The following is a 25,343-nucleotide window of genomic DNA, read 5'->3' as shown; positions in this document are numbered from 1 at the left end:
GTCCTTGCGAACGACGCACGGCATCAGTACGGTGTGCGGACGTCCGCACGCTGTTCGGTTCGCAGGTCAGAGGGGATCTCCAGCAATGCCAGTACCGCAATTCGACGTCGACCGGTGGCAGGCCAGGCTCGACGAGCTGCGCGCCGCCCACCACGTCCCGGCAGCCGCGCTGGCCGTGCTGGCCGGCGGCACCGTCCACGAGCTGGCCAGCGGCGTCCTGCACCGGGGAACCGGGGTGTCCGCCACCCCCGATTCGGTGTTCCTGGCCGGATCGCTCGCCAAGGCCTACACCGCCACGCTGGTGATGCAGCTGGTCGACTCCGGCGAGCTGGACCTGGACGCGCCGGCGGTGGGCGTGCTGCCGGAATTCGCCACCCCGGACCCGGAGGCCACCGCGACGATCACCGTCCGGCAGCTGCTGTCGCACACCGGCGGGGTGACCAACGACTTCTTCCACGACTCCGGCCGCGGCGACGACTGCCTGGCGAAGTACGTCGAGGCCGCCGGGGAAGTGGCGCTGGACTGCCCGCCGGGCACGGCGTTCTCCTACGGCAGCCTCGGCTACGTCGTGCTCGGCAGGATCGTCGAGGTGCTCACCGGGCAGACCTGGGACCAGGCGCTGCGGGACCGGCTGTTCGCCCCGCTCGGGCTGGCGCACTCGATGACGCTGCCGGAGGAAGCGCTGCGGTTCCGGGCGGCCATGGGCCACCTCGGCCGGGAACCCGAACCGGCGGCCGTCTGGGACATGATGCCGCGCTCGGCGGGGCCGTACGGCCGGGTCATCGTCTCGGCCGGTGACGTCGCCCGCTTCGCCAAGATGCACCTGGACGGCGGCACCGCCGCGGACGGCACCCGGGTCCTGTCCGCCGATGCGGTCGCCGCGATGCAGCGCCGCGAGGTGGACAGCCCGGACAAGTGGAGCATGTCCGCGGACGGCTGGGGTCTCGGCTGGACCTTGCACGACTGGAACGGGGTCTCCGGCTTCGGCCACGACGGCAACGCGGGCGCGCAGCAGTCCTATCTGCGCGTCATCCCGCAAGCAGGCGTAGTGGTCGTGCTGCTCACCAACGGCGGCGACTTCGCCCGGCTCTACGCCGACCTGTTCCGGGAACTGCTGGCCGAACTGGCCGACGCGCGCATGCCGGCCCCGTTCGCTCCGCCGGCGAACCCGCCCGAGGTGGATCTGACACCGCTGCTGGGCAGCTACCGGCGCGCCGGAGCCATCACGACCATCAGCCGGGACGACGCGGGCGACGCGCGGATCCGCTACGAGTTCGTCGACGAGCTGGAAGGCATTGCCCCGCCGATGGAAGCAAGCCTGCTGCCGGTATCGCCGACGGTCTTCGCCGCACCCTTCAACCTCGGCGGCGAGGCGTACAGCCCGGTGGTGTTCGCGACGCTGGCCAACGGCACCCCGTGCGTGTACGTCGGCATGCGCGCCGCCCCCAAGACCGCCTGATCGCGGGTTAGCCCGCGATCCGAAGGCGCCCGGTGCCTGACACCGGCGGCGGTTTCGCGCGAAAACGGCGCCCTGCGCCCCAGACGGCCGCGTGCCATTCCGGAACGACCTGTCAGGCCAGGTCGGCCAGTTCCGCAGCCACGGCGGTGAGCTTACCTCTGATGCGGGCGACGGCGTCGGCGCCGAGCGGCAACCGCAACGGCGGATCCTCGCGGTCCGCGACGGCGACGAGCTGAGCGGCGGCCCACGCCGGGTCGCCACCCGGCTCGCCGTCTTCGTACTCGGCGAGCGTCTCGCCGACCTGGCGGTAGTCGTCGATGGACCGGCCGGCCTGCGCCGAACCGGCCGACGCGAAGTCGGTCTGGAAGACCCCGGGTTCGGCGATCGTGACCGCGATCCCGAACGGCGCGAGCTCCTCCCGCAACGCTTCGGCCAGTCCCTCGACCGCGAACTTGCTCGCCGCGTAGACGCCGAATCCCGCCCCGGATGCGAACCCGCCCATCGAACTCATCATCAGCACGTGCCCCGACCGCTGGGCGCGCATCACCGGCAGCACCTGGTTCGTCACCAACAACACCCCGAGAACATTGGTGTCGAACAGGGTTCTCGCCTCCTCCACGGAGGTTTCCTCGACGGCACCGAGGAGTCCGAGCGCGGCATTGTTGACCAGCACGTCGATCCGGCCGAACCGATCGACCGCGGCCGCGACCGCCCTCCGCACGGTGTCCGGATCGGTGACATCGAGGCGGCACCTGAGCAGCCGCTCCTCGTGTTCTGCTGCGACCGCGGCGATGCGCTCGGGAACCCGGGCGGTGGCCACCACGGCGTCCCCTCGCGCCAGCGCCGCGTCGACGAGCGCCGCCCCCAACCCGCGCGACGCGCCGGTAACCAGCCAAGTCCGCATGCCCGCCCCTTCTCGTCAGGTCCCGGCATCACGGTAGGCCGTCAGGCGCGATCCCGGGTGGGGTTCCGGTCAGTCGGCTGGACGGTGCTCGCGGCGAGAAGGCCGAGAACATTTGGTATGCAATGCTTTTCGGCGAGAACCCAGGTATCCGGTCATCTCCCGCGAGCGGCGCTTCGGCGGCTGCGCTTGGCGTACGGCAGCGCGAACATGTACAGGCCGCTGAGCAGGAGCAGCGCGAGCGGGAGCAGCGGCACGTAGGAAACCCAGATGACGGGTTCTTCCTGCGCCAGGGCGACGAAGGTGACGATCACGGTCGCCGTGAAGGCGATGGAAAGCCAGCGGTGGCTCTGCCGGACCCACTTGTTCCAGTTCATTCGGACCTCCGGTGAAATCGGGAAACCCGGGACCAGCCGGGTGGGGACGTTCGTGGTGGTCGACCGGGCCCTGCCCGGTGACCGGTGATGTCCACTCCGGTCACGCTAGGCGCGGGCACGCGGCCGGCGCTTCTCGATTCCTGACCGGTCTCCCCGCCCGCTTCGCCCCGCACGACGGCATCCCCGCCGCTGGTGGCGCTCGGACACCTGACGCCCACCGACCTCGGAGCCCTTTTCGACGGCCTATCGCTGCAGCGGCGAGCCGGCGGCCGTGCCCGCGGATGCCAGCGCGCGCAGTGCGTTCGCGGTGTGTTCGTCGAAGGGGTAGAAGAACTCGATCGCCAGCTCCGACAACGTCACATCGGCCGGAGCGCCGAATGTGGCCATGGTGCTGAACATCGCCAATTCGCCCTGCGGGTGCGGATTCTCAGCGGCACCTGGATGGGGCTCGGCGCATTTCCGGCGCTGCCGCCCCGTTCCGCTCCCGGGTCCTCGGGGACGGGATAACCGCCCACCTCCTCGTACAACGCGCGCAGGTGCGCGTCTCCGGTGGCGATGACCTGGCGGTGCAGTCGTTCCAGGAACAGGGCGCGGACCTCGTGCAGGTTGACCAGCCGCTGGGCCAACCCGTCGGGGTGCAGGGCCAGGCGGAACACGTTGGGCTGCGGCAGCAGCAGGTGCTGCGGTACGCCGTCCATGAGCACCGCCATGGCCCGGTTGCCGAGCAGCACGTTCCACAGGCGATCGACCACGACCGCCGGATACGGCTCGTGGGACGCCAGCATGGTGTCCAGCGCCGAACGGATCGAGGCCATGGCTTCGTCGTCGAGACTGCTCTCCTGGTACGCCGGTGCGTAGTCGGCGGCCAGCAGCAAGGTGTTCCGGTCGCGGAGGGGAACGTCCAGGGCACGGGACAGGCGCAGCACCATCGCCCGGCTCGGCCGCGCACGGCCGGTCTCCACACAGGACAGATGCCGGGCTGAGGTGTCCGCCAGGAGCGCGAGATCCAGCTGGCTGAGCCGCCGACGCTGCCGCCACTCCCGGAGCAGGGCACCCACCCTGGCCGGTTGTTGCACACCCATGTTGCGAAGCCTAGCCAGCCGCAGATCACCGCGGCCATGACCTCGGAGGTCATTGAACTCGTGCCCTGCGCGATGCCACCTTCTGGGCAGATCGACGACGAGGAGATGCACATGAGCGGCCCGACCATTACCGCCAGCAACCCGAGGGAACGGGCCGACCTGCTGCGCAGGAGCCTGCGGATCGACAGCGGGGGCACCGCGGCCTTCGGGGTGGTCATGCTGGTGGGCGGGCAGTGGCTCGCTGCTCCGCTCGGGCTGCCGTCCGCCTGGTTCCTGCCGATCGGGATCGCCATGCTCGGCGGTGCCGCCGCTCTCGGCCTGATCGCTGGCTACCCGGAGATCCCGTCGCGGCTCGCCGGGTCGGCCATCGCGGGGAACGCCCTGTCCGGTGCGGTCATCCTCCCGCTGACGTTCACCGGGGTGCTACCGCTCACCGGTCTGGGCGTGGCCTTCATGCTCGCCGGCGCCGCGTGGGTCATCACGTTCGCCGCACTCGGGTTCGCCGGTCTCCGCCACTCGCGGAGCCGGGGGACCGCACAGCGGGGGCATTCGCACGGGAACGTGGCGCCGGGCGGCACGACGCACACGTGACCGCACGAGCCACCCTTCCAGGATGCGACGTCGGCCGCATGGGGCGCGGTGGCGCTTTCGCGCGAACCCGAACCATCTCTAGCTCTGGGGTTTTTCCTTGGTCATGGCGGTGAAGAGGGCCGTGGCTCTCGCCGCCCGCCCGACGTGCAGCGCGAGCCGGGTCTTGCCGACCCCGCCGGGCCCGGTCAACGTGACCAGCCGGGAGCCCGACCACGACCGCCTGATCTCGGCCGCCTCCGCACGCCGCCCGACCAGGCTCGTGAGCTCGGCCGGGAGGTTCCCGGCCGGGCGGGAGTCGCGACGCACCATCCGAACCGCCTCGCCCGTTTCCTGCCTGGTCAGGACACGTACGAAACCGGCTCCGGCACGACGACCGGTGGGGGCGCCCGCTCGCGCCTTCCGAGCCAGGGCGGCTGTCCGATGGGCTCGCGAAGCTGGGAGGGTCAGGCAGCGGGGGCCTGCTGCGCGGCGCAGGCCCTGCGACTGTCCAGCGCGACTGCCAGGCTCGCTCGGCAGGTGCGCAGGATCTGCCGCGTTGCCGCACTGTCGGGGGGTAGTGCGGCACCGCGTGCAGACGACCGAAACCGTGCCGCTCACCTCGTCCACCGCCACGGACGCCTCGGCGTCACAACTCCGGCACCACCGGTGCCCGGTGACGGCGATGACGTGCGCCGTGGAGCTGATGCACTCGTGCGCCCACCGCCGGTGGACGTGGCAGCTGAGGCGCTCGTGGGGCGAAAGCTCCTCCCTTTCCACCGCTGCGTCCTCGCGGATCAGCGTGTGCGCGAGGTGATCGTCACGCAGATCCTCGTAGCGCCCGCCGAACCGGAGCGCATCTGCGGGAGCGGGGCTCGGTTGCCCGCGGCCGCGTCGATGTGCGGAAGCGGTTCGTTCGGGGTGGGTCTGGTGAACCATCGTTTCGCCTCGGTCGGTCCGTTCGGCTGGACATGTCCAGTGTCTTTGGTCCCGGTTGCGGGGACATTCGTGGCATTACGTAGTTCGTTACGTAGGTGTCGAGGCGTGCGTACCGACCGGCTGCGGGCGCACGGCCACCGGTCGATCTGTCCACATGCGACCGTCCGGCCGCTGCGCTTGCGGGAGAACCCCTTGGCAGCAGCTGCGAAAAAAATCAGTTGCCCGGGTGGGGCGCCGCCCCCTAACCTCCTCGGTACACAGGAAAGGAGGTGGTCCAACGTTGAATACCAACAGGACTTGTGAGGTGGCTGTCCGCTAGGACCGCCCACGGCTCTCCAGCCGACCCGACGTGCGATGCCCCTGTGGATTTCGACGCGGGCAAGCGGTCGGCGAATACCAGGCAGCTACCCGACCCCGAAGCCCCGAACTGTGTCCGGTTCGGCCTGTGCGGACACCGCCAGGAAGCGGCTTCGGGGTCGCTGCTTTTTCCGGCCGCGGGCCTAGGGAATCTCCCATAGAGAGTTCGACTGTTCACGGGTGGGGCTGCGGAGCACCACCGCGGTCAATGGTGCGGCCCGCTGGGCGGGCGGGCGTCGAGCAGGACCGCGCAGGTGATCAGCAAGGCGGCCACCACGAAGACTGTCGCGGCGAGTTCGACGAGGATTTCGGTGGACATGGTCAGCTCCCGGGCGTGGATTCTTCGGCGCCGCGGCGGGCGCGCAGGCTGGTCAGCGTGACGGCCGCCAAGACCACCACGATGACCGCGAGCGAGAGCGGGGTCGGGATCTCCGGGACGGCGGGCCAGATCCCGTGCGCCCAGTGCAGGACCAGCTTCGCCCCGATGAACGCGAGGATGATCGCCAACCCGTGGTTGAGGTGGACGAGCTTGGCGAGCGCCGTCGCCAGCACGAAGTACAGGGCGCGCAGTCCGAGCAGGGCGAACGCGTTGGTGGTGAACACCAGGTACGGGTCCTCGGTGATGCCGTAGACCGCGGGGACGGAATCGACGGCGAACACCACGTCGGTGGCGAAGACCGCCACGACCACGACCGTCAGCGGGGTCAAGGCACGTCGGCCGCCTTCGCGAACCGTGAGCCGGGGGCCGCGGTAGTCGTCGGTGACCGGCATCAGCCGCCGCAGCAGTCGCACCGAGCGCATCTGCGACACGTCGCGGTCGAAACCGGACCTGGTGAGCGCCTCGTGCAGGATCTTGACCGCGGTGGCGAACAGGATCGCGCCGAAGACCAGGAACGCCCAGTTGCCCGCCTGCAGCAGGGCGGCCCCGGCCGCGATGAAGATCCCGCGCAGCACCAGAGCCCCGACGATGCCGTACAGCAGCACCCGCTGCTGCAGTTCCGCAGGCACGGCGAAGCCCGACAGCAGGATCATGAAGACGAAGAGGTTGTCGACCGACAGGGACTTCTCCACCACGAAGCCGGTGATGAACTCCAGCGCCTGATTGCCGCCGAACGCACTCCACAGGAAGAACCCGAACACCAGCGGCAAGGCGAGGTAGAAGACCGACCAGCCGATGGCCTCGCGCATGGAGACCTCGTGCGGGCGACGGGTGACCAGGAAGTCGGCGCACAGCAGCGCCAGCAGCACGGCGATGCTGATGCCCCAGAGCCACTGCGAGCCGATCGAGTCCGATGGGGCGGCGAGAACGGTCGGATGAGGCATGGAGACCCCCTCGAACTCGGTTGCGTTCGAGGTCTCCTTCGCCCGTGAGGGCGGCCTGCCGGGGATGCCAACGGGCATCCGTCCTGACCGGGCAGACCCTGCGGAAGTACTCCCCCCGAGCCGAGTATCGAACAGCACCCGAGCGGCAGCCACCTCAAGCCGCCCGCCGGGCCGCCCGGAGATCGCTGCGCCGTCGCCGACTCCGGCCGGTGGCGCCGAAACCCTTGCCGCGCCGTCAGCCGCCGACCTTGGACCGGAGGCCGTCCAGGACGAGTTCGAGCCCGCGCTCGAAGTCCGCCGGTCCGCCGGGCGCCCGGTCGATCGCGCCGGCGCTCGCCGCCTGCAGCGCCATCTGCTCTTCCACCGTGTGGCCGAAGACGAGGTGCAGGAGGGCCCGGGTGCCGACGTCGACCAGGTCCTCGGGCAGGCCGCCGTCGCGCAGGGCCGCCCGCAGTTGGTTCGCGGGCTCGGCGGCGCCGAGGCCGAAGGTGTGCGCCGTGACGACCACCTCCGCACCGTCGCGGTAGGCGAGCATCGCGTCCCGGAGCTCTGCGCAGACCTCGACCACGCGCCGGTCCCATTCCCGGGCCCGGTGCGGCCGCTTGCCCCGGGTCAGGATCTCGTCGGCGACCGCCGCCAGCAGCGTCTGCTTGTTCGGCACGTGGTGGTAGAGGGCGCTCGGTTGCACGCCGAGCTCGGCGGCCAGTCGCCGCATCGACAGCGACTCCAGCCCGTACTCGTCGAGGACCGCGATCGCGCGATCCACGACGTCGCTCCGGTGATACCGCACGCAGACCCCTCCCGTTGACCGATCGCCCCGCCCAGTCTAGCCTGAACACCGTTCAGGTGAACACTGTTCAGGTTGCCGCACCTGCCGACACGGGAGAAGCGATGAACACCACCTTCCACCAGCTCGCCGATGGGATCCTCGCCGGGGTGCCGGCCACCCCGGCGGACGCCCTCGCGGTGCTGCGCGCCGACGACACCGAGCTGATGTCCGTCGCCGCCGCCGCCGGCCGGCTGCGCCGCGCGCACTTCGGCAACGCGGTGAAGGTGAACTACCTGGTGAACCTGAAGTCGGGGCTGTGCCCGGAGAACTGCAACTACTGCTCGCAGGCGCTGGGCTCCGACGCGCCGATCCTCAAGTACTCGTGGCTGTCCAAGGACGAGACCCTCCGCCAGGCCGGCGCCGGGCTCAAGGGCGGCGCGAGCCGGGTGTGCCTGGTCTCCTCCGGCCGCGGACCGTCCACCCGGGACATCGACAAGGTGACCGAGATGGTTGGGGCGCTCAAGGACGAGTACCCCGACGTCGAGGTCTGCGCCTGCCTGGGGCTGCTCAAGGACGGCCAGGCCGAGCGCCTGAAGGCCGCCGGGGTGGACGCCTACAACCACAACATCAACACCGCCGAGAGCAACCACGACAACATCGTCCAGACCCACACCTACGCGGACCGGGTCGACACCGTGGAGAAGGCGAAGGGCGCGGGGATCTCGCCCTGCTCCGGCCTGATCGCGGGCCTGGGCGAAACCGACGAGCAGCTCGTCGAGGCGCTGTTCGCGCTGCGGGAGCTGGGCTCCGACTCGATCCCGGTCAACTTCCTGATGCCCTTCGACGGCACCCCGTTCGAGAACACCTGGGAGCTCTCCCCCACCCGCTGCGTGAAGATCCTGGCGATGGCCCGCTTCGTCTGCCCGGACAAGGAGATCCGGATCGCCGGCGGCCGCGAGATGCACCTGCGTTCGCTGCAGCCGATCGCGCTGCACGTCGCCAACTCGATCTTCCTCGGCGACTACCTCACCTCGGAGGGCCAGGAAGCCAAGGCGGACCTCGAGATGATCCGCGACAACGGCTTCGTCGTCCTGGGCTCCGAGGAGGACCTCGCGCAGCAGACCGGGCGGCTGGAGCCGGTCGACCCGGCGATCCGGCGCCGCGGTGCCGGCACCGACGTCCTCCCCAACGCCTGACATGACCGCCGAAGCACTGCTCGCGTTCGACCGCGAGCACCTGTGGCACCCGTACACATCGATGGCCGACCCGACGCCGACGCGCCTGGTCACCGGCGCCGCGGGCAGCCGGATCACCCTCGACGGCGTCGACGAGGTGGTCGACGGGATGGCGTCGTGGTGGTCGGCGATCCACGGCTACCGGCACCCCGTGCTCGACGCGGCGGTGCGCCGGCAGATCGGGCAGATGTCGCACGTGATGTTCGGTGGACTCACCCACGAGCCGGCGATCGAGCTGGCCCGGCGACTGGTCGACCTCGCACCCGCCGGCCTCGACCGCGTCTTCCTGGCCGACTCCGGGTCGGTGAGCGTCGAGGTGGCGATGAAGATGGCGCTGCAGTACCAGCGCGGCGCCGGCCGGCCGGAGCGGACCCGGTTCCTCACCGTCCGCGGCGGCTACCACGGCGACACCTTCGACTGCATGAGCGTGTGCGACCCCGACGGCGGCATGCACGCCATGTGGTCCGGTGTGCTGCCGGAGCAGGTGTTCGGCGAGCGCCCGCCACGGCTCGACGGCGATGTCGACGCCTGGGCGGCGGGCTTCCGCGCGCTCGCGGCCGAGCACGCGGACCGGCTCGCCGGGCTGATCGTGGAGCCGCTCCTCCAGGGCGCCGGCGGCATGCACCCCTACCCCGCCGCATGCCTGCGGGTGTTCCGCGAGATCGCCGACGAGCACGGACTGGTGCTGGTCTTCGACGAGATCGCCACCGGATTCGGCCGCACCGGAACCCTTTTCGCCGCCGATGCCGCCGGCGTGGCCCCGGACGTGCTGTGCGTCGGCAAGGCGCTCACCGGGGGCTACCTGTCGCTGGCCGCCACGCTCTGCACGACGGAGGTCGCCCGTGGCGTGTCCGCCAGCGATTCCGGCGTCCTCATGCACGGCCCCACCTTCATGGGCAACCCGCTGGCCTGCTCGGTCGCCTCGGCCAGCCTGGACCTGCTGAGCACCGGCGACTGGGCGGCGGACGTGCGCCGGATCAACACGGGTTTGCAGGCGCTGCACGACATCGACGCCGTCGACGTGCGGGTCCTCGGCGCGGTCGGCGTGGTCCAGCTCGACCACCCGGTCGACGTGGTCAAGGCGACCGAAGCCGCCCTGGAGCAGGGCGTGTGGTTGCGCCCGTTCCGCGACCTGATCTACACCATGCCGCCGTACGTGTGCACCGACGACGACATCGCCGCCATCTGCGCCGGGATCGCGGCCGCTGCGGAGGCCGGATGAGCGGCTGGGAAACGTGGTTCGCCGAGCAGCGGACCAAGCGCGTAGACGCCGGGTTGCAGCGCACGCTGCGGCCGCGGGCGGTCGATGATGACGTCATCGACCTCGCCAACAACGACTACCTGGGGTTGAGCTGCGATCCCGAGGTGCGCCGAGCGGCCGCCGACGCCGCCCTCGCCTGGGGCGCCGGGTCGGGTGCCTCCCGGCTGGTCACCGGCACCACCACGCTGCACGCCGACCTGGAGCGCGAACTAGCCGAGTTCACCGGTCGCGAGGCGGCGCTGGTCTTCTCGACCGGGTACCACGCCAACCTGTCTGCGGTGACCGTGCTGGCGGACAAGCAGACGCTGATCGTCTCCGACGCGCACGTGCACGCTTCGCTGATCGACGCCGCGCGGCTGTCCCGGGCGGCGATCGAGGTGGTCCCGCACAACGACGTCGCCGCGGTCCGGGCCGCGTTGGCCGAAGCCGGTGGCCGACGGGCGATCGTGCTGACCGAGTCGGTCTTCTCGGTGCTCGGCGACGCCGCCCCGCTGACGGACCTGGCGGCGGCTTGCGCCGATCACGACGCGCTGCTCGTCGTCGACGAGGCGCACGGACTCGGCGTGGTCGGTGACGGCGGCCGAGGATTGGTGCACGCCCACGGCCTGGCCGACGACCGGCACGTGGTGATGACCGCGACGCTGTCGAAATCGCTCGGCGCCATGGGCGGTTCGGTGCTCGGCTCCGCTGCGCTGATCGACCACCTCACCAACCGGGCCCGCCCGTTCATCTTCGACACCGGGCTGGCACCGGCGCCCACCGCCGGCGCGCTGGCCGCCCTCCGCAGGCTGCGCGGGAAACCCGGTTTCCCGACGCAGATCCACCAGCGCGGCGGCGAGCTGGCCGACCGGCTCGGCGTGCCGCGGTCGGCAGGCGCCGTGCTCTCGGTGCCCATGCCGTCTCCGCAGGTCGCCGTCGCCGCGCAGGCCGCGGCGCTCGCGTCCGGGGTCCGGGTGGGGTGCTTCCGCCCGCCGTCGGTGCCCGACGGGATCTCCCGGCTCCGGATCACCACCCACGTCGGCCTAGACGACGAGCGCTGGGCGCGCGCCGTCGACGTGCTGGCCCGCACCATCGACGACCACCGGCGGCAGGCATGATCACCATCATCACCGGCACCGACACCGGTGTCGGCAAGACCGTGGCCACCGCGGCGCTCGCGGTCCGCTCCGGTCCGGGAACGATCGTCGTGAAGCCCGCGCAGACCGGCGTCGGCACCGACGAACCCGACATCTCCGTCGTGGCGCGGCTGGCTGGCTGCGAGGTCGCCGAGTTCACCCGGCTCGAAGATCCCCTCGCGCCGGACACGGCCGCCCGACGGCGCGGCATCGGGATCCCGCCGATCAGCGAGCACGCGGCCCGCATCCGCGGGCTCGCCCGGACCCGCGACACCGTGATCGTCGAAGGCGCGGGCGGACTCCTGGTCCGCCTCGACACCGGGGGCGGCACCCTGCTGGACCTCGCCACCGGGCTCGCCGCGGACCACCCGGTGCGGGTGTACGTCGTGACCCGGGCCGGGCTCGGCACCCTCAACCACACCGAACTCACCGTCAACGCCCTGCGTTCGCGAAACCTGGAGCCGGCGGGACTCGTGCTCGGCGCGGTGCCGGAAGCGCTCGGCCTGGCCGAGGAGTGCAACCTCGCCGAGCTGCCCCGGGTCACGGGAGTGCCGATCGTGGCGGCGATTCCCGACGGCGCAGGCGGTCTCGAACCGGAGCAGTTCCGGGCGCGAGCCGGCTCCTGGCTGACCGACTGCCCGAGTTTCCGGGCCGGTTACGCCGTTTCGTAGCCGAGCCGGGCGCCGAGGCTCCTCGCCGCCTCGCTCACCGCGGCGCCGAAGACCGCTTCGTTCTCCTCGGTCAGGCGGCTCATCGGGATGTTCACGCTGAGGCTGGCGATCGGCTTCTCCGGTCCCTCCAGGACGACGGCGGCGACCGAGCCGACGTCGGCCCGCCATTCCCCGTGGTTGAGCGCGAATCCGCGTTCCCGGATCCGGGCCAGCTCGGCGAGCATCTGGTCCGGATCGGTGATCGTGTTGTCGGTGTAGCGCGGTAGCTCGTCGGCGAACAGGCGCTTGAGGACATCCGGGCCGCTGTTGGCGAGGACCGCCTTGCCGTTCGCGGACGCATGCAGGGGGAGCGCGTGCCCCAAGGCCATGCTGATGCGCAGCGGCTTCGACGTCTCCAGCCGCTCGATCAGGACGACCCTGTCCTCCTCCGGGACCGTGAGGTGGATCGTCTCCTCGGTGCGCCGGCGCAGGTCCTCCATGATCGGCCTGGCCGCGTCGCGCAGGCCGAGGTCACCGCTGGCGCGGCCGCCGATCGCGAGCGCCTTGGTGGTCATCACCCACCGCTTGACCTCGCCCGATGCCGGACGTATCCACCCGGCCTCGTCGAGGGTGAGCAATGAGCGCTGGACCGAGCTCTTGGGCATGTCCAGCGCGCGGGCCAGTTCGCCGACGCCGATCGGCTGACGCGCGGCGACCTCTTCCAGTACCCGCAGCGTGTTCAGGACGTTGCGCAATGCCTTGACTCCTCAGTCCGCCGTGCCTACTCTCTCGGCGCTTTCATACGGCACAGCGTACCACGTCACGGCACAGCGTCACCTAATCGGCTCAGAAGGGTTGGTGCAATGGCCGCCAACAGCGGACGGCATTTCCTGCAGATCCCCGGACCGACCAACGTCCCAGGCAGCGTGTTGCGCGCCATGGCGCAACCCACGATCGATCACCGCGGGCCGGACTTCGCGGAGCTCGCGCAGGACGTGCTGCGCAGGGTCCGGCCGGTGTTCGGCACCGATCGGCCCGTCGTCATCTATCCGTCCTCGGGCACCGGGGCCTGGGAGGCGGCGCTCGTCAACACCCTGTCCCCCGGCGATCGCGTGCTCGCGTTCGAGACCGGCCACTTCGCCACCTTGTGGCGCGACATGGCGGAAGGCCTCGGGCTGGTCGTCGACTTCGTCCCCGGGGACTGGCGGCGAGGCGTCGACCCGGCCGTCGTCGCCGAGCGGCTGGCCGCGGACGAACAGCACGGCATCGCCGCGGTGATGGTCGTCCACAACGAGACGTCCACCGGGGTCACCAGCCGGGTGCCGGAGATCCGGGCGGCCATCGACGAAGCGAACCACCCCGCGCTGCTGCTGGTCGACACGATCTCCTCGCTGGGCTCCATCGACTACCGGCACGACGAGTGGGGGGTGGACGTCACGGTCAGCTGCTCGCAGAAGGGCCTGATGCTGCCGCCGGGGCTGGGGTTCAACGCGATCAGCGGGAAGGCGCTCACCGCCGCCGAAGGAGCGCGGCTGCCGAAGTCGTACTGGAACTGGGCGCCCATCCTCGAAGCCAACGAGCGCAGCTTCTTCCCCTACACCCCGCCCACCAACCTCCTCTACGGGCTGCAGGAAGCGCTGTCCCTCCTCGAAGCGGAGGGACTGCCCAACGTCTTCGCCCGGCACGACCGGCACGCCGAGGCGACCAGAGCAGCCGTGCGGGCCTGGGGCCTGGAGGTGCTGTGCGCCGACGAACGCGAGCACTCCAGCTCGCTGACCGCCGTGCGGTTGGGCGAGGAGCACGACGCGAACAAGGTCCGCGAGGTCATCCTGGACCGCTTCGACATGTCGCTGGGCGCCGGCCTGGGCAAGCTCACCGGTCGCGTGTTCCGCATCGGCCACCTCGGCGACTTCAACGACCTGACGCTGGCCGGCACCCTCGCCGGCGTCCAGATGGGACTCGAACTGTCCGGGGTGCCGATCGATCCCACCGGTCTCCAAGCGGCGCTGGAGGTGTTGCGCGCCTAGGGAATTCAGCGCGGCGCGCTGGCCCGGCCGGGCGCGGCGACTGCAAGGACGAATCGGTGGAAAGGAATCGCGATGACCGTCCCGACAACTGACGCTCCCGCCGCACGGCAAACCCTCGGTTCGCGCCTGGAACGCGCGCTCCGCGCCGCGCTGGACGGCGAGGTCGCCTTCGACGACTACACCCGCCACCTCTTCTCCCGCGACGCCAGCATGTACTCGATCATGCCGCTCGGCGTCGCTTTCCCGCGCCACAACGACGACGTCGCCGCGGCCGTGCAGGCCGCCGCCGAGCTCGGTGTGCCGGTCGTGCCGCGCGGCGCGGGGACGAGCCTGGTCGGCCAGACCGTGGGGCCCGGCCTGGTGCTCGACATGTCCCGGCACATGAACCGGATCCTGGACATCGACCCGGTGGCGCGCACGGCGCTGGTGGAGGTCGGCGTGGTGCAGGACCAGCTCAACCAGGCCGCCGCCGCGCACGGGCTGATGTTCGGCCCGGACACCTCCACCAGCAACCGCGCCACGATCGGCGGGATGATCGGCAACAACTCCGCGGGCAGCGGCTCGCTGACCTACGGCATGACGATCGACCACGTGCGGGCGCTGGACGTGGTGCTCGCCGACGGCTCGTGCACCCGGTTCGAGCCCGTCGACGAGGCCGAGCGGGCGCGCCGGGCGTCGGTGGAGACCCTCGAAGGCCGGATCTACCAAGCACTTCCGGGCCTGGTCACCGCCAACGAGGACGTCATCGAGGCGAAGATGCCGGCGTTCTGGCGCCGCGCCTGCGGCTACCGGCTCGACCGGCTGGTCGGCTTCGGGCCGGAAAAGCCGTTCGACCTGGCGAAGTTCGTGGTGGGCGCGGAGGGCACGCTGGTCATCGCCACCCGCGCGCTGGTGGACCTGGTGCCCAAGCCGCGGCGGACGGTCTACGCCGTCGGCCACTTCACCGACACCCCGAGCGCCATCTCGGCCACCACGGACGCACTGAGCTGCGATCCGCACCAGGTCGAGCTGATGGACCGGACGATCCTGGACCTGTCGCGGCAGAAGATCGAGTTCGCCGACCTCGGGAACGTGCTCGCCGGCGACCCGGGCGCGCTGCTTTTCGTCTCCTTCACCGGCGACGACGAAGCGGACCTGGTCGCCCAGCTCGACCGGCTCGATGCGCGGTGGCAGCAGAACGGGCACGGCTACCACACGCTCCGCGCGGTCACGCCCGCCGAGCAGCAGGCGCTGCTGAAGGTCCGGAAGTCCAGCCTGGGCCTGCTGATGGCCGCCGGCGAGGGGACCCGCCGCCCGCTGGCCTTCGTCGAGGACACCGCGGTGGACCCGGTGCACCTCGCCGAATACACCAAGCGGTTCAAGGAGATCCTCGACGAGCACCGGATGGAGGCGGGGTTCTACGGCCACTGCTCGGTGGGATGCCTGCACATCCGCCCGTTCGTCGACCTGACCGACCCCGACGAGGTCGCCAAGATGCGCGCCGTCGCGGAAGCGGTCAAGGACCTCGTCGCCGAGTACGGCGGGGTGAACTCCAGCGAGCACGGCGACGGCCTCGCCCGCAGCGAGTTCAACCGGGAGATCTTCGGCGACGAGCTGTACGAGGCCATGCGCGAGGTCAAGCGGCTCTTCGACCCCGACGGCATCATGAACCCCGGCAAGATCGTCGACGCGCCGTCGATGACCGAGAACCTCCGCGACCGCGACGCGCTCCCGCCCGCCCGACCGCTGCGCACGATGCTGGAGTTCGAGGTCGTCGGCGGCATGCGCGGCGCCGCGGACCGCTGCATGAACATCGGCGCCTGCCGGAAGTCCACCGCTGGCGTGATGTGCCCGTCCTACATCGCGACGAAGAACGAGGAGCACTCCACCCGCGGCCGGGCCAACGCGCTGGTGAAGGCGCTGTCCGAACCGGATCCGCACGCGGCGCTGGGCGGCGAACGCCTCCACGAGATCCTCGACCTCTGCCTGATGTGCAAGGCGTGCAAGAGCGAATGCCCGATGAGCGTGGACATGGCCTCGCTGAAGGCCGAAACGCTCGCGCACCACCACGAGATCCACGGGACTCCGCTCCGGTCGCGCGTGTTCTCCTCGATCCGCGCGCTCAACCGGCTCGGCTCGGCGACCGCCCCGCTGTCGAACCTGCCCGGCCGGATCCCACTCCTGCGCCGGATCCTGGACCGCACGCTCGGCATCGCGGCGGCCCGCCCGCTGCCCACGTTCCAGCGGGTCAGCCTGCTCCGCTGGTTCCGCCGCCGAACGTCCGCACCGCCCGCCGCGCCGCAGGGCGCGGTCACCTGGCTCGCGGACTCGTTCACCACCTACACCGAACCGCACATCGGCCGGGCGGGCATCGAGCTGCTGGAGCGGTCGGGCTGGCGGGTGGACCTCGCGGGCGGCGGCTGCTGCGGGCGGTCGAGCATGTCGAAGGGAATGCTCGACGACGCGAAGAAGAAGGCGACGGCGCTGGTCACCTCGCTGGAGCGGGACACCGCGCCGGATTCGCCGATCGTGGGCTGCGAGCCGTCGTGCGTGCTGATGCTCCGCGAGGAGCACAAGGCGCTGCTGCCCGACTCCTCGTCGGTGCGCGCCGTGGCGCAGCGGGTCAAGCAGGTGGAGGAACTCCTCGTCGAGGCGATCGACGCGGGCCGGCTGACCCTGCGCGCGGATTCCTGGCTCGCGGGGCGCCGCATCGTCTTCCACGGCCACTGCCACCAGAAGGCCGAGGTCGGCACCGCCGCCACGGTCGCCCTGCTGCGCCGGATCCCGGGGGCGCAGGTCGAGGAGATCGACGCGGGCTGCTGCGGGATGGCAGGCTCGTTCGGCTTCGAGTCGGAGCACTACGAGACGTCCATGACCGTCGGCGGGGACCGGCTTTTCCCGGCGCTGGCGGCAGAACCCGAGGACACGGTCGTGGCCGCGACCGGAGTTTCGTGCCGGCAACAGATCTTCCACGGGGCGGGCCGCACCGCGTGGCACCCGGTGGAGCTGGTGCGCGAAGCGCTGGCCGTCGACTAGGAGGGACCATGCGAATAGTCCGCTACCGCCTCGGCGATCAGGTTGGCCGCGGCGCCGTCGTCGGCGACCTGGTGCACGAGCTGCCCGACGGGAACGACACCCCGGGGAGAGCCGTGGGGACGCTGTCGGAGGTCACGCTGCTCGCCCCGTGCGAGCCGCGCGTGATCGTCTGCGCGGGCAGCAACTACGCCGACCAGATCGCCGAGAAGGGCAGGCCCTGGCCGCAGCAGCCATCGCTGTTCCTCAAGGCTCCCAACGCGATCACCGGTCCGAACGCGGAGGTGCTGCGGCCGCCCGAGGTGCGGCGGCTGGAGTACGAGGGCGAGCTGGCCGTCGTCATCGGCCACACCGCGCGCAACGTGCGGGCCGATCGCTTCGCCGACGTCGTGCTGGGCTACACCTGCGCGAACGACGTCACCGCGGACGACTGGCGGGCCGACGGCCAGTGGACGCGGGCGAAGAGCGCGGACACGTTCTGCCCGCTGGGCCCCTGGATCGAGACCGAGGTGCCCGATCCGTCGGCCCTGCGGATCACCACGAGGCTGGCCGGGGAGGTCGTCCAGCGGGGATCGGTCGCGGACATGGTGTTCGGGATCGGGGAACTGCTGGCCTTCGTCACCCGCTGGATCACCCTCGAACCCGGCGACGTGCTGCTCACCGGCAGCCCTGCCGGGGTGGGGCCGATGGTGCCCGGAGACGTCGTCGAGGTCGAGATCTCCGGGGTGGGCGCACTGCGCAACGTGGTGGCCGACCGGGCCTGACCCGGCCGTCCGACCGCCAGATTCCGTCGTCGTACCAACGAATCCACCAACCCCTGCGAGCCAACGTCAGCCTCGAGGAGTGTCGATGTCCTTACAGGTAATATCGATCATCGGCCTGGTTCTGATCTTCGCCTTCGCGACCGTGCGCTCGGTGAACATGGGAGCGGTCGCGTTCCTGGGCGCCTTCCTGCTCGGCACGTTCGTGTTCGACAAGTCCAACGACGATCTCTTCGCCGGCTTCCCGGGCGACCTGTTCGTCACCCTGGTCGGCGTGACCCTGCTGTTCGCCATCGCCAAGGCGAACGGCACCGTCGACTGGCTCATCCACAGCGGAGTGCGGGCCGTGCGGGGGCGAATAGCCCTCATCCCGTGGGTGATGTTCCTGGTCACCAGCCTGTTGACGATGGTGGGCGCCGTGGTGCCCGGCGCGGTGGCGATGATGGCCCCCATCGGGATGAACTTCGCGACGCGCTACCGGATCAACCCGCTGCTCATGGGGTTGCTCATCATCAACGGCGCGAGCGCGGGCGGCTTCTCGCCGATCAGCATCTTCGGCAGCATCACCAACGGCGTCGTGGAACGCAGCGGCCTGCCGGGCAATCCCGTGCTGCTGTGGATCAGCCTGCTGCTGTTCAACACGCTGCTGAGCGTCGCGGTGTTCTTCATGTTCGGCGGGAAGCAACTGCTCGGCAAGCGGGTCAGCACCGATCCGGCGCAGCAGGACGACGAGCCGGTGGGTGGCGGAGGCGCGGCGACCGCGACCCGGACGAGCACGGCCGTCGAGGCGACCACCTTGAACGTGCAGCGGATCGTGACGCTCGTCGGGCTCGTCGCGCTGGCCGTCGGCGCGCTGGCGCTGGAGTTCGACGTGGGCCTGCTCGCGCTGAGCATCGCCACGATCATCATCCTGCTGTGGCCCGATGTCACCAAGAAGTGCGTGTCCGAGGTCGCGTGGCCGACCGTGCTGCTGGTCTGCGGCGTGGTGACGTACGTGAGCCTGATGGAGAGCGTCGGCACCATCGAGTACCTCGGCAACGGCGTCGTCGGCATCGGCATCCCGCTGCTGGCCGCGTTCGTCATCTGCCTGATCGGCGGCGGGGTCTCCGCGTTCGCGTCGACCACCGGGATCCTCGGCGCGCTCATCCCGCTCGCGGTGCCGTTCCTGCAGACCGGTCAGGTCGGCGCGGTCGGCCTGATCATCGCCCTGGCGATCTCGTCGTCCGTGGTCGACTCGTCCCCGTTCTCGACCAGCGGTGCGCTCGTCATCGCCAGCACCCCGGAGGAGGCTCGGGACACCACGTTCAAGCGGTTGATGGCGTGGGGCATGAGCATGATCGTGGTCGCGCCCGTGTTGTCGGTCGCGATCTTCGTGCTGCCCGGCTGGCTCTGACGGAACCCGGGGTTCGGTGGCCGGCGCCGCCGAACCCCGGGCCACCGAACGTCATCCCCGCAGGCGTTCCTGGGCGATCTTCACGTAGCCGTCGTGGCCCGTGTCGATCCCGTGGATGCCGAGCGAGACGCTGAACAAGAACGACGACAGCTGCTCGATGTGCGCGCGGAAGTGCTCGCGCGGCCGTCCGCCCGCGTCGACGTAGGCGGCCAGCAACCGGCCGAGGCCGGCTTCGCCGAACGCCCGGCGCGGGGCGATGAAGTCGAGCGCCGGATCGTCGACCGCGGCGTCGGTCCAGTCCAGGATTCCGGTCAGCATCCCGGAGTCGTCCACGAGCAGGTGCCCCGGGTGCAGGTCGGCGTGCACCAGGCGGAGCCCGGCGGACTCGCCGATCCAGTACCGGTCGTCGTCGATCCACTCCCGCCACCGGCGAGCCCGCGACTCCGGAACGTCCAATTCGGACCCCGCGCGGCGGAGGTGGTCGTCGGCCTCGTCGCGCAACGCCGTGCGCTCCGACACCGGAACACCGAGCTCGGCGATCTCCGCCGCCGGCGCGCGGTGGAGCTCCGCGATCACCGCGCCGAGGACCCCGAAGAGCTCCCCGGGCACGTCCATCCGCCACTGGTACGCCAACGTCACGGGATCTTCCGGCCCCAACGGCGAACCGGGCAGCCGCCGGTAGGCGACGAGCTCGGAGGTGCACACCTCCCACTGCGGCAACGCGACGTCCAACCGCGGGCGCAGGAACTCCAGCAGCCGCCGCTCCCCCGCGATCAGCTCGCTGACCTCGGGACGCCGCGGCACGCGGAGCACCCACCGCGCGCCGTCGGCAGCCACGGCGTGCCCGACCTGGAAATCCCAGCCCGTCTCATCAACTTCGAGCACGCGAACGTGCAGCCCGTGCTTGCGGGCAAGATCGACGAACACGCCACGAACCGTAGCGTCCGGAGGCCGCTCGCCGCGATTCAAATTCAGGCGCCGCGGACCATGGCGAGCACCGCCCCGCGCAGCGGGCCGTCGGTGGCGAGCCGCGCCACGGCGTCGAAGTGGTGGCCGTCGGCCTGGTCCACCACCTGGCACGGCACCCCGTGCGCCGACCACGCGCGCACGAGCTCCGCCTGCTGGCGCGCGAACTCCGACGACTCGGCGCCCCCGAAGGTCAGGATCAGCGGGGATGCGTGGGCGGGCCGCTGCCGGACCGGGCTGTTGCGCCGCGCGATCTCGCGCGTCATGCCCAGCTTTTCATTGAGGTAGCAGGCCTGGATCGGTTCGAGGTCGTAGAGGCCGCTGATCGCGCACGCCCCGGTCACCAGGTCGGCGGGCAGGCCGAAGTTCTCCCAGGGCGTGGCCATGGCCATGGCCGCGAGATGGCCGCCGGCGGAGTGCCCGGCGACGAAAATGCGCCCCGAATCGGCCCCGAACTGCGGGGCGCGCCTGGCGATCTCCGCGATCCCGGCGCGCACGTCGGCGACGATCTCGTCCATCCCCGCCTCGGGCGCGAGCCGGTAGTCCAGCGAGGCGAAGCAAATGCCGCGGGCCGCGTACGGCGCGGCGAGGAAGCCGAACATCTCCTTGTCCAGCGACTGCCAGTACCCGCCGTGCACGAACACCAGCAGCGGGTCCGCCCCGGTCGGCGCCGCCGGCAGGTAGACGTCGACCGCCTGCTTCGGATGGTCGCCGTAGCCGACCGACCGCACGTCCGCCGCGGAGCGCAGCTGCTCGCTCTCCGCGGTCCACCGGGCGAAGATCTCCTCGTGGTCCGGGATGCCGGCGCGCACGTTGTACTCGGCGTCCAGCCACTCCCGGCTCCGCTCGATCCCATCGACGATCATCGGTCAACATCCTCCGCGTAGTCCCTGCACAACGGCCCGGCCCGAGCGCTCCTGCCTCCGACGCCCCGCAGGCACTCGATCACGCCCGTCGACCGGCCGGACTACAGTCTCCGGCGGACAACCACTGGCTGTCTCGCGCGAAGCGGCCACACATCGTCGAAGGGCTGCCAATGTTCGGCAAGAGCGAGGATCGCGAGGACTACCAGCGCACCGCCCGGCCGCTCGCCGCGATGGCCCGCGACCTGCCGGACGGCCACGCCATCCCGGAGCACTCGCACCGCCGGGCCCAGCTGATCTACGGGACGTCCGGAGCGATCACCGTCACCACCCCGGAGGGCACCTGGGTGGCACCGCCGCAGCGCGCGGTCTGGATTCCCGCCGGGGTCCGGCACGCGATGCGCACCTCCGGCGCGGTCCCGATGCGCACCGTCTACGTCGAGCCCGGTGCACGCCCGCACCTGCCGACGTCGTGCACCGTGGTGGCGGTCACGCCGTTGCTGCGCGAACTGCTGCTCGCGGCGACCAAGATCCCGATCGACTACGACCCGCGCGGCCGCGACGGACTGGTCATGGAGCTGCTGCTGGACGAATTCGCGCCGCTGACCGTGGTACCCCTGCAACTGCCTCTCCCCCGCCACCCCGCCCTGCTGCAGGTGTGCCGGCGCCTCATCGACGAGCCGGAGCTCGCGTGGACCACCGCCGACGCGGCGCACCACGCGCACATGAGCGAGCGGACGCTGGCCCGCCGATTCGTCGCCGAGGTCGGCTGCACGTTCGGCCGCTGGCGGCAGCAGGCGCGGCTGCTGGCGGCCGTCGAGATGCTCGCCAAGGGCGAGTCGGTCACGCGGGTATCGGCGCAGCTGTCCTACGAGAGCCCAAGCGCGTTCAGCGCGATGTTCCGCCGCTGCCTCGGCAAGCCCCCGTCCCAGTACTTCAGCAGCCTCCCAACGGAATGACCGCGCACCCAATTGCTCCACTGTGGACTAGGCCTGCGGATGCACTCCCACTCCTCGGCCAGTCGGACCAGACCGACTTCCCACACCCGGAAAAGGGACGCGCAGTCGGTCCTACGATGATCTCGTTCGCCCGCGGCGTGGCTCGCCACCCTCGGGGACGACGGGCGATGCGAAGGACTGGGGACCATGCGGGTGACAGTGCTCGGGCCGGTCGGGGCCTGCGCGGAGGACGGGACGCCGATCCGCGTTCCGGGCGCCGGGCCGCGCATGCTGCTGGCGAGGCTCGCGCTGACCGCGGGCGAGAGCGTGCCGACCGGTTCGCTCATCGACGACCTCTGGCACGACGATCCGCCGGCGGACGCGATCAACGCATTGCACGCAGTGGTGTACCGGCTGCGAAAGGCGTTGGGGGGCGCCGGGACGCTGGAGTCGACGCGGACGGGCTACCGGCTCGCGATGTCTGCGGAGAACGTCGACGCGCACCGGTTCGAGGAGATGGCTGCGCGGGGCAGGCGGGAACTAGCAGCGGACGTGCCGCGAGAAGCGGCCGCATCGCTCGGCGCCGCGCTCGCCCTGTGGCAGGGCACCGCCTTCTCCGACGTGCTCGACGCCCCGTTCGCCACCAGGGCCGGCGCGCGCCTGGAGGAACTCCGGATCGGCGCCGTCGAAGACCGTTTCGATGCGGAGCTGCGACTCGGCCACCACGCCGAGATCCTGGCCGACCTGGAGACGCTCTCCGCGGAACACCCGCTCCGGGAACGGCTGGCCGCGCTGCGCATGCGCGCGCTGCACGCGGCCGGCCGCCAGGCCGATGCCCTGGCCGTGCACGAGGAACTCCGCGGCACGCTCGCCGACGAGCTCGGCGTCGATCCTTCGGCCGAGGTGCGGGAGGCCCACCTGGCCGTGCTGCGCGGTGGGACGGACCGCCCGGCGGCACGGCCCGAATCGGCACCGGGCCGCCTGCCCGCGCCGCTGACCACGTTCGTCGGCCGGGACGACGAGTTGGCGCTGCTCGCCGAGTTGATGGAGACCTCCCGGCTGGTCACGGTCCTCGGCCCCGGCGGCGTGGGCAAGACCCGGCTGGCGGTGGAGGCGGCGTCCCGGCATCGGGCCCACCGGCGCGGCCGGTTGTGGCTGGTCCCGCTCGCCGGGGTGAGCGGGCCGGGCAGCGTGGCCGACGCGGTGCTCGGCGCGCTCAGCTCCCCGGACGGCAGGCTCTCCGGCGGCGGCCCGGGCGATCCGCTGGACCGGGTGGTCGAGCTGCTCGGTGGCGGAGAGGCCGTGCTCGTCCTGGACAACTGCGAGCACGTCGTCGGGGCCGCCGCGGAGTTCGCCCGGCAGCTGCTGGAACGCCAGCCGCAGCTGGCCATCCTCACCACCAGCCGGGAGTCGCTGGAGGTCATGGGCGAGGCGCTGTGCCGCGTCGGGCCGCTCGGCCTGCCGCGGCACCGCGCGGACCCGGCGGCTGCGTCCGAGTCCGCCGCGGTGCGGCTGTTCGTCGACCGCGCGGCTGCCGTGCGGCCGGGTTTCGAGCTGAACATGTCCACTGTGGATGCGGTGGTGAACGTGGTGCGCAGGCTGGACGGCCTGCCGCTCGCCCTGGAACTGGCCGCTGCGCGGCTGCGGGCGATGAGCCCCGAGCAGATCGAGCGGCGACTCGACGACCGGTTCCGGTTGCTGTCCACGGGAAACCGGGGGGCGCAGCCGCGCCAGCGCACCCTGCACGCGGTGATCGAGTGGAGCTGGGACCTGCTGACCGAGCAGGAAAGGCTGCTGGCACGGCGGATGTCGGTGTTCCCCGCCGGGACCGGTGGCGCCGCGGCGGAGGCGGTGTGCTCGGATGCGGCGGACCTGCCTGCCGACGACGTCGGCTACGTGCTCGATGCGCTGGTCGAGAAGTCCATCGTGGAACAGACCGGGAACGGGTACGGGATGCTGGAGAGCATTCGGGCCCATGCCGCGCACAAACTCCGGCAGGCCGGGGAAGAAGAGCAGGTCCGAGGACGGTTCACGCGCTACTTCGCCGGGTTGGCCGAGGAGCACGAGCCGCTGCTGCGCTCCGCCCGGCAGCTGGAGTCCCTGCTGGTCTTCGACGCCGAGTACGACAACCTGATGTTCGCACTGCGATCGGCCATCGACGACGGGGATCCGGGCACCGCGGTCCAGATCCTCGGCCCGCTGTACTGGTACTGGAACTCCCTGCGCTACGACGCGCGGTCCGAGAACTACGTGGCCAGGGTGGTCGAGTTCGGCGACGCGCTGCCCGAGGACGCCCGCGCCGCGTTCACCGCGATCCACCTGCTGGCCGGAGACAGCGGCCCGAAGGCCGACGCCGAGCGGACTCACGCCCTGATCGAGGACTGCGCGCGCACCGGAGCGCTCGAGCGCTACCCGGTGCTGCTGATGGTGACCCTGCCGATGGGGCACTTCCTCGGACTGGACGAGCTCGTCGCACGCCAGATGCGGGAGGTGCGCGCCCGCTCCGATCGGTGGGCCACCGCATGCACGTTCATGGTGGAAGCGTTCATCGACCGCGACCACGGCGACTGGGGCGGCTGCTCGACGGCGCTGGCGCACGCGTTGCGCGGGTTCGAGGAGACCGGTGACCGCCTGTGGACGGCGATGGTGCTGTCCGGCCAGGCGCAGGCGCACTCCGTCGACGGCGACCACGACGAGGCGATCGCCGCCTTCGAACGGAGCCTCGCGCTGACCCCGCAGGACGCGTTCTCGTACCGGGTCGGGCTCGCCACCGAACGGATGCGCAGCGGCGATCTCGATGGCGCCCGGCGGGACATCGACGCCGCCGAGCAGGAGGCCCGGGACCGCGGCCAGCGTTTTCTGGAGGCCGAAGCCCTGGTCACCATGGCCGAGTTCCACCGCCGCTCGGGACATCCGGACCGCGCGGACCGGGAGCTCGACCGGATGACGCTGCTGGCCCGCGAGACGCCGCTGCCCGCCGAGGCGATCGAGGCCCGGATCGCCTCGGCGAGAATGGCGAACCGGCTCGCAGCGGGCGACGCCGCGGGGGCGCGCCTGCTGCTCCCCAGCGCCGTCGCGGCGGCATTCGCCCACCGGGACATCGCGCCGGCCGCCCAGCAGCTCGCGATGCTGCTGCACCTGGAAGGCGATCCGGTCGGCGCGGCCACCGCACTGGGGACGAGCCAGACCATCCGCGGCGCGTTCGACCACGGCGATCCGGAACTGCGCGAGCTCGTCACCGAACTCGCGCGGCGCCTCGGCCAGGCCGAATACGACGAGGCGTACCGCCGGGGCGCCGGAATGCCGCGCCATGAAGCGCTCGACCGGCTGACCGCTTACACGGCCTGA

At 71.3% G+C, this 25,343-nt stretch carries 22 protein-coding genes; 12 read left to right on the top strand and 10 right to left on the bottom strand.

Going from position 1 to position 25,343, the window contains the following annotated elements; genetic code table 11:
* Positions 1 to 85: 85 nt before the first annotated feature.
* Positions 86 to 1,459: a serine hydrolase domain-containing protein gene (locus AB0H93_RS21415; protein ID WP_358574729.1), complete on the top strand. Its 1,374-nt coding sequence runs from the start codon at positions 86 to 88 to the stop codon at positions 1,457 to 1,459.
* A 112-nt stretch (positions 1,460 to 1,571) separates the two neighbouring features.
* On the opposite strand, the gene AB0H93_RS21410 is transcribed toward AB0H93_RS21415, so the two are convergent.
* The 4 genes from AB0H93_RS21410 to AB0H93_RS21395 form a co-directional block, all read right to left on the bottom strand.
* On the bottom strand, positions 1,572 to 2,363 hold the full coding sequence (locus tag AB0H93_RS21410) for an SDR family NAD(P)-dependent oxidoreductase (RefSeq protein ID WP_358574727.1): 792 nt from the start codon (positions 2,361 to 2,363) through the stop codon (positions 1,572 to 1,574).
* A 152-nt stretch (positions 2,364 to 2,515) separates the two neighbouring features.
* A complete protein-coding gene (locus AB0H93_RS21405; RefSeq protein WP_358574726.1) occupies positions 2,516 to 2,737 on the bottom strand; it encodes a hypothetical protein in 222 nt (73 codons plus the stop codon).
* A 243-nt stretch (positions 2,738 to 2,980) separates the two neighbouring features.
* On the bottom strand, positions 2,981 to 3,124 hold the full coding sequence (locus tag AB0H93_RS21400; RefSeq protein WP_358574724.1) for a hypothetical protein: 144 nt from the start codon (positions 3,122 to 3,124) through the stop codon (positions 2,981 to 2,983).
* Positions 3,094 to 3,819 (bottom strand): helix-turn-helix transcriptional regulator, encoded by a 726-nt coding sequence (locus AB0H93_RS21395; RefSeq protein ID WP_358574723.1) that lies wholly within the window; start codon positions 3,817 to 3,819, stop codon positions 3,094 to 3,096. Before AB0H93_RS21395 ends, AB0H93_RS21400 begins: the two co-directional genes overlap by 31 nt.
* 111 nt (positions 3,820 to 3,930) lie before the next feature.
* Here AB0H93_RS21395 and AB0H93_RS21390 point away from each other — a divergent pair, with 111 nt between their 5' ends.
* Positions 3,931 to 4,410 carry a hypothetical protein gene (locus AB0H93_RS21390; protein WP_358574721.1) on the top strand — a complete coding sequence of 160 codons (480 nt, stop codon included), beginning with the start codon at positions 3,931 to 3,933 and terminating at the stop codon, positions 4,408 to 4,410.
* A gap of 78 nt (positions 4,411 to 4,488) precedes the next feature.
* Here the strand turns inward: AB0H93_RS21390 and AB0H93_RS21385 are convergent, their stop codons facing one another.
* From AB0H93_RS21385 to AB0H93_RS21375, 3 genes are all read right to left on the bottom strand, one after another.
* Entirely contained in the window at positions 4,489 to 4,719 is a 231-nt protein-coding gene (locus AB0H93_RS21385; protein WP_358574884.1) for a hypothetical protein, read from the bottom strand.
* A 1,284-nt stretch (positions 4,720 to 6,003) separates the two neighbouring features.
* A complete protein-coding gene (locus AB0H93_RS21380) occupies positions 6,004 to 7,005 on the bottom strand; it encodes a TerC/Alx family metal homeostasis membrane protein (protein WP_358574720.1) in 1,002 nt (333 codons plus the stop codon).
* Between the two features lie 235 nt (positions 7,006 to 7,240).
* The gene (locus tag AB0H93_RS21375; protein WP_358574719.1) at positions 7,241 to 7,795 is read right to left on the bottom strand and encodes a TetR/AcrR family transcriptional regulator C-terminal domain-containing protein; all 555 of its coding nucleotides are present in this window, start codon (positions 7,793 to 7,795) and stop codon (positions 7,241 to 7,243) included.
* Between the two features lie 101 nt (positions 7,796 to 7,896).
* On the opposite strand from AB0H93_RS21375, the gene bioB reads away from it, so the two are divergent.
* From bioB to bioD, 4 genes are read left to right on the top strand one after another with little or no spacing between them, the layout of a single operon-like run.
* A complete protein-coding gene (bioB, locus tag AB0H93_RS21370) occupies positions 7,897 to 8,970 on the top strand; it encodes a biotin synthase BioB (RefSeq protein ID WP_358574718.1) in 1,074 nt (357 codons plus the stop codon).
* Between the two features lies 1 nt (position 8,971).
* Complete coding sequence (locus tag AB0H93_RS21365; RefSeq protein WP_358574717.1) at positions 8,972 to 10,231, top strand: adenosylmethionine--8-amino-7-oxononanoate transaminase; 1,260 nt, start codon at positions 8,972 to 8,974, stop codon at positions 10,229 to 10,231.
* Positions 10,228 to 11,367, top strand: coding sequence for an 8-amino-7-oxononanoate synthase (locus AB0H93_RS21360; RefSeq protein ID WP_358574715.1), 1,140 nt, complete (start codon positions 10,228 to 10,230; stop codon positions 11,365 to 11,367). Before AB0H93_RS21365 ends, AB0H93_RS21360 begins: the two co-directional genes overlap by 4 nt.
* On the top strand, positions 11,364 to 12,056 hold the full coding sequence (bioD, locus tag AB0H93_RS21355) for a dethiobiotin synthase (protein WP_358574714.1): 693 nt from the start codon (positions 11,364 to 11,366) through the stop codon (positions 12,054 to 12,056). The genes AB0H93_RS21360 and bioD overlap by 4 nt, the downstream gene beginning before the upstream one ends.
* Here bioD and AB0H93_RS21350 read toward each other — a convergent pair.
* Positions 12,041 to 12,790, bottom strand: coding sequence for an IclR family transcriptional regulator (locus tag AB0H93_RS21350; protein WP_358574712.1), 750 nt, complete (start codon positions 12,788 to 12,790; stop codon positions 12,041 to 12,043). The genes bioD and AB0H93_RS21350 overlap by 16 nt on opposite strands.
* Positions 12,791 to 12,898: 108 nt before the next feature.
* On the opposite strand from AB0H93_RS21350, the gene AB0H93_RS21345 reads away from it, so the two are divergent.
* The 4 genes from AB0H93_RS21345 (at position 12,899) to AB0H93_RS21330 (ending at position 19,228) form a co-directional block, all read left to right on the top strand.
* A complete protein-coding gene (locus AB0H93_RS21345; RefSeq protein ID WP_358574711.1) occupies positions 12,899 to 14,062 on the top strand; it encodes an aminotransferase class V-fold PLP-dependent enzyme in 1,164 nt (387 codons plus the stop codon).
* A gap of 72 nt (positions 14,063 to 14,134) precedes the next feature.
* Positions 14,135 to 17,077 (top strand): FAD-linked oxidase C-terminal domain-containing protein, encoded by a 2,943-nt coding sequence (locus tag AB0H93_RS21340; RefSeq protein ID WP_358574710.1) that lies wholly within the window; start codon positions 14,135 to 14,137, stop codon positions 17,075 to 17,077.
* Between the two features lie 8 nt (positions 17,078 to 17,085).
* Positions 17,086 to 17,838 carry a fumarylacetoacetate hydrolase family protein gene (locus tag AB0H93_RS21335; protein WP_358574709.1) on the top strand — a complete coding sequence of 251 codons (753 nt, stop codon included), beginning with the start codon at positions 17,086 to 17,088 and terminating at the stop codon, positions 17,836 to 17,838.
* An 85-nt stretch (positions 17,839 to 17,923) separates the two neighbouring features.
* Positions 17,924 to 19,228 (top strand): SLC13 family permease, encoded by a 1,305-nt coding sequence (locus AB0H93_RS21330; protein WP_358574708.1) that lies wholly within the window; start codon positions 17,924 to 17,926, stop codon positions 19,226 to 19,228.
* A 51-nt stretch (positions 19,229 to 19,279) separates the two neighbouring features.
* Here the strand turns inward: AB0H93_RS21330 and AB0H93_RS21325 are convergent, their stop codons facing one another.
* Both AB0H93_RS21325 and AB0H93_RS21320 read right to left on the bottom strand, forming a co-directional pair.
* A complete protein-coding gene (locus AB0H93_RS21325; protein WP_358574706.1) occupies positions 19,280 to 20,155 on the bottom strand; it encodes a macrolide 2'-phosphotransferase in 876 nt (291 codons plus the stop codon).
* Between the two features lie 44 nt (positions 20,156 to 20,199).
* Positions 20,200 to 21,060, bottom strand: a complete 861-nt coding sequence (locus tag AB0H93_RS21320; protein ID WP_358574705.1) for an alpha/beta hydrolase — start codon at positions 21,058 to 21,060, stop codon at positions 20,200 to 20,202.
* 170 nt (positions 21,061 to 21,230) lie between these two features.
* Between AB0H93_RS21320 and AB0H93_RS21315 the strand changes: the two genes are divergently transcribed.
* Together AB0H93_RS21315 and AB0H93_RS21310 are read left to right on the top strand one after the other, a co-directional pair.
* The gene (locus AB0H93_RS21315; protein WP_358574704.1) at positions 21,231 to 22,016 is read left to right on the top strand and encodes a helix-turn-helix transcriptional regulator; all 786 of its coding nucleotides are present in this window, start codon (positions 21,231 to 21,233) and stop codon (positions 22,014 to 22,016) included.
* A gap of 186 nt (positions 22,017 to 22,202) precedes the next feature.
* Entirely contained in the window at positions 22,203 to 25,343 is a 3,141-nt protein-coding gene (locus tag AB0H93_RS21310; RefSeq protein ID WP_358574703.1) for a BTAD domain-containing putative transcriptional regulator, read from the top strand.

The sequence above is a fragment of the Saccharopolyspora sp. NPDC050642 genome (assembly GCF_040654735.1).
Lineage (GTDB): Bacteria > Actinomycetota > Actinomycetes > Mycobacteriales > Pseudonocardiaceae > Saccharopolyspora > Saccharopolyspora elongata.
The sequence above is the reverse complement of the archived record's forward strand: the minus strand, read 5'-3'. Positions and strand labels throughout refer to the sequence as shown.